1 protein-coding gene is annotated in these 733 nt (G+C 41.6%); it reads right to left on the bottom strand.

Going from position 1 to position 733, the window contains the following annotated elements:
* Window positions 1-413: SulP family inorganic anion transporter (locus tag R8N47_RS24965; protein WP_318186076.1), on the bottom strand; the 413-nt coding region annotated here is incomplete at its 3' end.
* Window positions 414-733 lie beyond the last annotated feature (320 nt).

The following is a 733-nucleotide window of genomic DNA, read 5'->3' as shown; positions in this document are numbered from 1 at the left end:
ATGATAAGTATGACACCAATACCCGACATAAAGCCGGAGATCACGCTGTAAGGCATTAAGGTAACGTATTTACCCATCTTCAGCGTTCCAAGCAAGATCTGAAATGCACCCGCCATCATGACAACAGTAAACGTCATCGCCATACCTGTTTCAGGGTACTTCGCCATCATACTGGTTAATACGGCTGTCATGATCACCGTCATCGGACCCGTGGGTTCTGAGATAAGTGTATTTGAGCCACCAAATAAGGAGGCAAACAAGCCCACCATTATGGCGCCCCAAAGGCCAGCTTCTGCACCCGCCCCCGAAGCAACCCCGAACGCCAACGCCAAAGGGAGAGAAATAATGGCCGTGGTCACCCCGCCAAATATATCCCCTTTGAAATTGATATCTTTAAAACGACTACCGAACACCGTTTAGCTCCCTGCATTAATTTCAAAATTAAATAAGTAAAATGTCATTACTTTAACGAGGAATGTGAAAAATTAAACCATAAATAAATTATGGCTTAATTCGTTATCTAATAAGCGGTCTGAATTGTACGAATTTATTTCCAAGAACACGTCAGATGAGTCCTGTCTGACGCATATTTAACGGGATCGAAATTGTAACATTGTGTATAGTTACAACACTGATCGCTTGATATGTTTCAATTGCGATGAGTGCTTTTGTCATTTAAGGGAAGTAGTTTGCAAGATGCCGGAAATTAAACAGTTATTTGAGAATAATTCAA

It is taken from the genome of Vibrio sp. 2132-1, assembly GCF_033344315.1.
The sequence above is the reverse complement of the archived record's forward strand: the minus strand, read 5'-3'. Positions and strand labels throughout refer to the sequence as shown.